At 63.6% G+C, this 6077-nt stretch carries 5 protein-coding genes; 1 reads left to right on the forward strand and 4 read right to left on the reverse strand.

Going from position 1 to position 6077, the window contains the following annotated elements; translation table 11 throughout:
• Both CIC12_RS30880 and CIC12_RS30885 read right to left on the reverse strand, forming a co-directional pair.
• Positions 1–1158 (reverse strand): FAD-dependent oxidoreductase (locus CIC12_RS30880; RefSeq protein ID WP_168670060.1); only part of this gene is annotated, 1158 nt, incomplete at its 3' end.
• A 34-nt stretch (positions 1159–1192) separates the two neighbouring features.
• On the reverse strand, positions 1193–2053 hold the full coding sequence (locus CIC12_RS30885; protein ID WP_168670062.1) for an SDR family NAD(P)-dependent oxidoreductase: 861 nt from the start codon (positions 2051–2053) through the stop codon (positions 1193–1195).
• A gap of 166 nt (positions 2054–2219) precedes the next feature.
• Between CIC12_RS30885 and CIC12_RS30890 the strand changes: the two genes are divergently transcribed.
• A complete protein-coding gene (locus tag CIC12_RS30890) occupies positions 2220–3122 on the forward strand; it encodes a helix-turn-helix domain-containing protein (RefSeq protein ID WP_168670064.1) in 903 nt (300 codons plus the stop codon).
• A 46-nt stretch (positions 3123–3168) separates the two neighbouring features.
• Here CIC12_RS30890 and CIC12_RS30895 read toward each other — a convergent pair whose 3' ends face one another.
• On the reverse strand, positions 3169–4347 hold the full coding sequence (locus CIC12_RS30895; RefSeq protein WP_168670066.1) for a 4-hydroxybenzoate 3-monooxygenase: 1179 nt from the start codon (positions 4345–4347) through the stop codon (positions 3169–3171).
• A 245-nt stretch (positions 4348–4592) separates the two neighbouring features.
• On the reverse strand, positions 4593–6077 hold a 1485-nt coding region (gene ilvA, locus CIC12_RS30900; protein ID WP_168670009.1), incomplete at its 5' end, for a threonine ammonia-lyase, biosynthetic.

The raw sequence follows: 6077 nt of genomic DNA on the forward strand, positions 1-6077 counted from the left end.
CGCTTCGATCATCGCCGCGCCCACGTCGTGATACGAATTCGCCTCGTTCGTGAAGCGCTTGCCCGCACGCGTCACGCCGATGATTCCAGGCTTGTATCGATCGAGCAGATGCGGAAACACCCCGACACTGCCATCGCGCATCGGCACGCGCGAGACCGGCATCCAGGCCGCCGGTTGCGGATAACGGATCGTCACTTTCGCGCCGAGCCGTTCCGCCATGCTGACGCCATCGCCGGTATTGCCGGGCGGCACCGGCGACACGTGCTCGCCGCCACGCCGCACATGCGGATACGCCCGGGCGATGCGCGCCACGTCATGCGAGAAGCCGCCGCACGCGAGTACGACGCCGCGCCGTGCGGTGATGCGCATCTCGCCGTCTGGTCCGCTGACGAGCGCGCCCGTCACGCGTTGGTCCGCGACAATCAGCTCGCGCGCGGCGGTGTTCGTGTGAATCGGAATACCGAGGTCGAGCGCGGACTTCGCGAGCCGTGCGGCAAGCGCGTTGCCGCTCGTGACCTGCACGCCGCGCCGGTACAGCGCGAGATCCTTGAGGTGGCTCACGAGGCGCTTCGCCACGTAGAGCGCGGACGTCAACGAGCGCGTCGCGTTAAAAAAGTGTTTGAGGTCCGCGTTCGACGAATTGAACATCATGCCGATGAACGTGATCGTCTTCAGCGGCGGCCGCAGACGCACGATGTCCTTGCCGAGCGCGCGTGCATCGAAAGGCGCGGCCACCACCGAGCGTCCGATGTCCACGCCGCCGCCCACGTTCGGGTGATAGTCGGGATAGAGCGTCGGCACGAATTTGACCGCGGTCTCGCGCTCGAAGAAGTCGAGCATGTGAGCGCCGGTATCGAGAAACGCGTCGACAGCGGCGGCGTCGAAAAAGGCGCCGGTCTCGTTACGCATGTAGGTCAGCGCCGCCTCGCGCGTGTCGGTCACGTGATTGCTGCTAGCGTGACGATTACCCGGAATCCACAGCACGCCCCCGGAAAACGCGGTGGTGCCGCCAAAGAACGGCTCCTTCTCGATCACGATGACGTCGAGCCCGTGCTTGCGCGCGGTGATGGCCGTCGAGAGCCCCCCCGCGCCCGAACCGATGACGAGCACGTCGCAGGTCAGTGGGGCGTTGCTGGTTGCACGTGTTGGGTTAGTCATGATGTGCGTCCTTGTCCTTGTCCTGATGCGGGTGTTAGCGGGTGACCGGCGCAGCCGCTGCCGCTTCAAAGCCTGGGCGCGGCACGAGGTCCATCAGCATGCTTTCGAGGCCGCCGTCGACGACGATCTCCGCACCGTTCATATAGGCGGCGCGAGCGCTGGCGAGAAACGCGACGACGTCGGCGATGTCGTTGGGCTCGCCAATGCGCCGGCTAGCCGTCATCGCGCTGCGGCGACGCTCGATGTCGCCATGCTCGTAGAACGCAGCGGAGAGCGGCGTGCGGATCATGCCCGGACACACCGTGTTGCTGCGGATGCCGCGCGGCCCCCACTCCGCCGCGATCTGTTTCGACAGCATCGCCACGCCGGCCTTGCCGGGGCTATATGCACCGCTATAGGTTTGCGGATGATGCGCGGCCACCGACGCGACATGCACGATCGTGCCCGCGCCCCGCTTCAGCATGCCGTGACCGAATTGCTGCGAGCACAGCATGTAGCCGGTCAGGTTCACCCGCAGCATCGCGTTCCACGCATCCAGCCCGATCTCTTCGATGCCGCCCGGACGCAGCAGGCCCGCGTTGTTCACCAGCACATCGGCCACGCCGTACGCCGACTCGACGCCCTGCACGGCGCCGCGCACGCTGTCGATATCGCCGATATCGCAGGCCAGCGCGAGCGCCTCGATGCCGCTCGCGTTCAGCGCTTGCGCAAGCGCGCGGCACTTGTCGTCGTCACGGTCGAGCAACGCGAGCCGCGCGCCGGCCTCGCCCAGCACGTGAGCGATCGCACTGCCGATGCCGCCGGCCGCGCCGCTCACCACGCAGACCTTGCCTTCGAGGCCGAGCCAGTGCCGCGGGTTCGAATCCGTATCGGCCTGCTCTATTTGATTAGTCATCCGAATCTCCATGATTTTGATTGCCGGTATGGCATGCAGCGCCGATACCTGCGCCGCGTTATCCCAGCGCGCTTTTCATGGAAAAAAGTATAGCGGCGCGAATGCGCTCGAAATTGGACAAAGGCGGCGCATCGCAGGACAATTCGTACATAGGAGGCAAATCGGCATGAGTAAAATCCCTAACTACGACCTGTACGGCGAGTCGGCTCGGCCGCCTTGGTACGACGCGTTCAATTTCGAATGGATCGCCGAGCGCAGCCGTCCTAACGACTGGCATATCGCCGCTCACCGGCACGACGCATTGCTGCAGATACTTTATATTCGCAGCGGCACGGGCCACGTGCTGATCGAAAGCGAAAAGCTCGTAATCGAACCGCCTTGCCTCGTGCTGATTCCCGCGCAAACGGTGCATGGTTTCGTGTTTTCGCCCGAGATCGACGGGCTCGTGATTACCGCCGCGCAGCGGGCCTTGGCGTCGATTTCAAAGGCGGTGTCACCGGGTCTGTTGCCTGTGCTGCAGCGGCCCACGCTGATTCCCGTGCGGCCCGAGGTCGGCGACGACACGCTGATGCCGCTATTCGGTTTGCTGGAGCAGGAATTTCGCGGCAGTGCGCGCGGCCACATTGCCGCGGGCATGTCCTTGATGATTGCACTTTTTGTACAAGTGGCGCGCTTGACCGACGCGGCTTCGGCGGCGAGCGCGACTGCCGGCGCGACAGTCAACGACCGGCGCGCGGCGCAGATCAAACGGCTGCGCGAACTCGTCGCGGCGCACGTTCGCGAGCATCAGCCTATCGAGTTCTATGCGGAAAAAATCGGCATCACGGCGGCGCAGTTGGGCCGTATCTGCCGCGACGAACTGGGCCACTCGCCGATGTCGCTCGTCAACGACCATCTGATACGCGAGGCGCAGCGCGATCTGGTCTATTCAGGCTTGACCATCAAACAGATCGCACATGCGCTCGGTTTCGAGGACGCAGCCTATTTCAGCCGCTATTTCCGCAAGCAGACCGGCGTCACGCCTACAGAGTTTCAGGCCGCGGCGCATCGGGATTTATCATTGAACTAGTCATTCGATGCGCAGCGTGGCGCGCACTACCGGCTCTCGCTTAGCCTTATGCGTGCGCGGCAGCGACGCCGACGTAGTTTTCCGCCATGGCGGTGGCCGCCGCACGCGAGGTGGTCACGTATTCCAGCTCGGCCACCTGCAACTGCTGCTCGAACGGCGACGCGCCTTCGATACGGTGCATCATACTGGTCATCCAGTACGAGAAATGCTCGGCGCGCCAGATGCGCTTGAGCGCGGTTTCGGTGTAGCCATCCAGCAGATCGCTGCGATTTTCGACGTAGAACGCGTTGAGTGCCTGCGTCAGCACACGTACGTCGGAGACGGCGAGGTTCAGGCCCTTCGCCCCCGTCGGCGGCACGATATGCGCCGCGTCGCCCGCAAGGAACAGCCTGCCATGCTGCATCGTGGCCGACACGAAACTGCGCATGCCGACAATGTTTTTCTGGAAAATCTTGCCGTCGACGATCTTCTGCCCGTCGTGCGAATCGACGCGTGCGTGCAGTTCAGCCCAGATGCGATCGTCGGACCAGTTCTCGACCGAGTCCTTCGGATCGCACTGGAAGTACATACGCTGCACGTTCGGCGAACGCGTGCTGATCAGCGCGAAGCCGCGGTCGTGGCGCGCATAGATCAGTTCATCCGACGAGGGCGGCCCTTCGCACAGGATACCGAACCAACCGAACGGGTAGACACGCTCATAGTCTTTGCGCAGCGCCTGCGGAATCGATGCGCGCGAGACGCCTTGCGATCCGTCGCAGCCGATCACAAAGTCGCATTGCAGCTCGCAGGCTTCGCCTTCGTGACGAAAGCGGATCGTCGGCTTGTCGGTATCGATGCCGTGAATCGACGTCTCCGACACGCCGAAACGCAGCGCGCCGTTCGCGGCCACGCGCGCCGCGACCAGATCCTTGATCACTTCGTGCTGTGCGTAGACCGTGATCGAATGGCCTGTGAGTCCGGTCAGATCGATGCGGCGGCGCTTGCCTTCGAACGCCAGTTCGAAGCCATGATGCAGCGCGCCTTCGGCTTTCATGCGCGCGCCGACGCCGGCTTCGGTCAGCAGATCCATCGTGCCCTGTTCGAGGACGCCTGCGCGGATGGTGGATTCGATCTGTTCGCGAGTGCGCGTTTCGAGCACGACCGACTCGATGCCGCGCAAATGAAGAAGGTGGGAAAGCAGCAGGCCCGCGGGCCCGGCACCGATGATGCCAACTTGGGTGCGCATGAGTTGTCTCCTGAATGCGGCGATTGATTTGCACGCAGTGTGACGATCATGGCCCGTATCGTGCAACGCGATATGACGGATACGCTGTATCGCTTATGCCGATAAACAGTATGTCCGGGACGCTGACGCTAATGGGTGACAACGCGCGCTAACGCTTTGCTGGCGGGGCTTGCAGCGGCGCAACGAGCAGCGCCGCGCAATCGCGCGACGCCGATTGCGCTTAAGGTAAACCCCGATCACGTCGGCTAGGCAAGAAACAGCCGATACACCGGGTTTTGCGTCTCTTCCCAGTTCGGATAGCCGAGCGTCGCGAGAAAGCGCTCGAACGCGTCGGTCTCGCTCGCGGGCACCTGGATGCCGACAAGGATCGAACTGTAGTCCGCGCCCTGGTTGCGATAGTGGAACAGGCTGATGTTCCAGTTCGGCGCCATCGACGACAGGAACTTCATCAGCGCGCCCGGCCGCTCGGGAAACTCGAAGCGGAACAGGCGCTCGTCATGCGCGAGTGGCGAGCGCCCGCCGACCATGTAGCGGATGTGCTGCTTCGAGAGTTCGTCGAAGGTCAGGTCCGCGGTCGCAAAGCCGTGCGCTTCGAAGGCGCCCGCGATCTGCGCGGACTCGCTGCGGTTCCTGATCTGCACGCCAACGAAGATATGCGCCGAGTTCGCGTCCGCGATCCGGTAGTTGAACTCGGTGACGCTGCGCGTGCCGACCAGTTCACAGAAACGCCTGAAGCTGCCGCGCTCTTCGGGGATCGTCACCGCGAACACCGCTTCGCGTGCTTCACCGACTTCGGCGCGCTCGGCGACAAAGCGCATGCGATCGAAGTTCATGTTCGCGCCCGACGTGATCGCGATCAGCGTCTGGTTCTCGATGCCTTCGCGCTCGGCATACTGCTTCGCGCCCGCAACGGCTAGCGAGCCAGCCGGTTCGAGCACGCTGCGGGTGTCCTGGAAGACGTCCTTGATTGCCGCGCACAGCGCGTCGGTGTTCACGAGCAGCACGTCGTCGAGATATTCGTTGCACAGGCGGAAGGTTTCTTCACCGACCAGCTTCACCGCCGTGCCGTCCGAGAACAGTCCGACTTCGTTCAGCGTGACGCGCTCTCCTGCTTTGAGCGAGGCGGCCATCGCGCACGAATCATCGGTCTGTACGCCGATCACCTTGATCTCCGGGCGCACCGATTTCACATACGCAGCCACGCCCGCCGCGAGTCCGCCGCCGCCGATCGGCACGAAGATCGCGTGAATCGGCCCCTGATGCTGGCTGAGAATTTCCATCGCGACCGTGCCTTGCCCTGCGATCACGTACGGGTCGTCGAACGGATGCACGAAGCTCAGGCCGCGCTCTTCCTGCAGTTTGACCGCATGGCCATAAGCGTCGCTATACGACTCGCCGAACTGCACCACCTCGACTGTCGGCCCACCATGCGCGCGTACCGCATCGACCTTCACCTGCGGCGTCGTCACCGGCACTACGATGATCGCCTTCACACCCATGCGTGCCGCCGACAACGCGACGCCCTGCGCATGATTACCCGCCGATGCCGTAATCACCCCACGCTCCAGCGCTTCAGCCGGAAGATGCGCCATCTTGTTGTACGCGCCGCGCAGCTTGAACGAGAACACCGGCTGGTTGTCCTCACGCTTCAGATACACCGGATTGCGCAGACGTGCCGACAGATTCGGCGCGCGCTCCAGTTCGGTTTCGCGGGCCACGTCGTAGACGCG

The sequence above is a fragment of the Paraburkholderia sp. SG-MS1 genome (genome assembly GCF_012275575.1).
Taxonomy (GTDB): Bacteria; Pseudomonadota; Gammaproteobacteria; order Burkholderiales; family Burkholderiaceae; genus Paraburkholderia.

Excerpts from the sequence above, each read along its gene's own strand:
- CIC12_RS30885 (WP_168670062.1), bottom strand. The coding sequence starts at position 2,053 with ATGACTAATCAAATAGAGCAGGCCGATACGGATTCGAACCCGCGGCAC.
- CIC12_RS30890 (WP_168670064.1), top strand. The coding sequence starts at position 2,220 with ATGAGTAAAATCCCTAACTACGACCTGTACGGCGAGTCGGCTCGGCCG.
- CIC12_RS30895 (WP_168670066.1), bottom strand. The coding sequence starts at position 4,347 with ATGCGCACCCAAGTTGGCATCATCGGTGCCGGGCCCGCGGGCCTGCTG.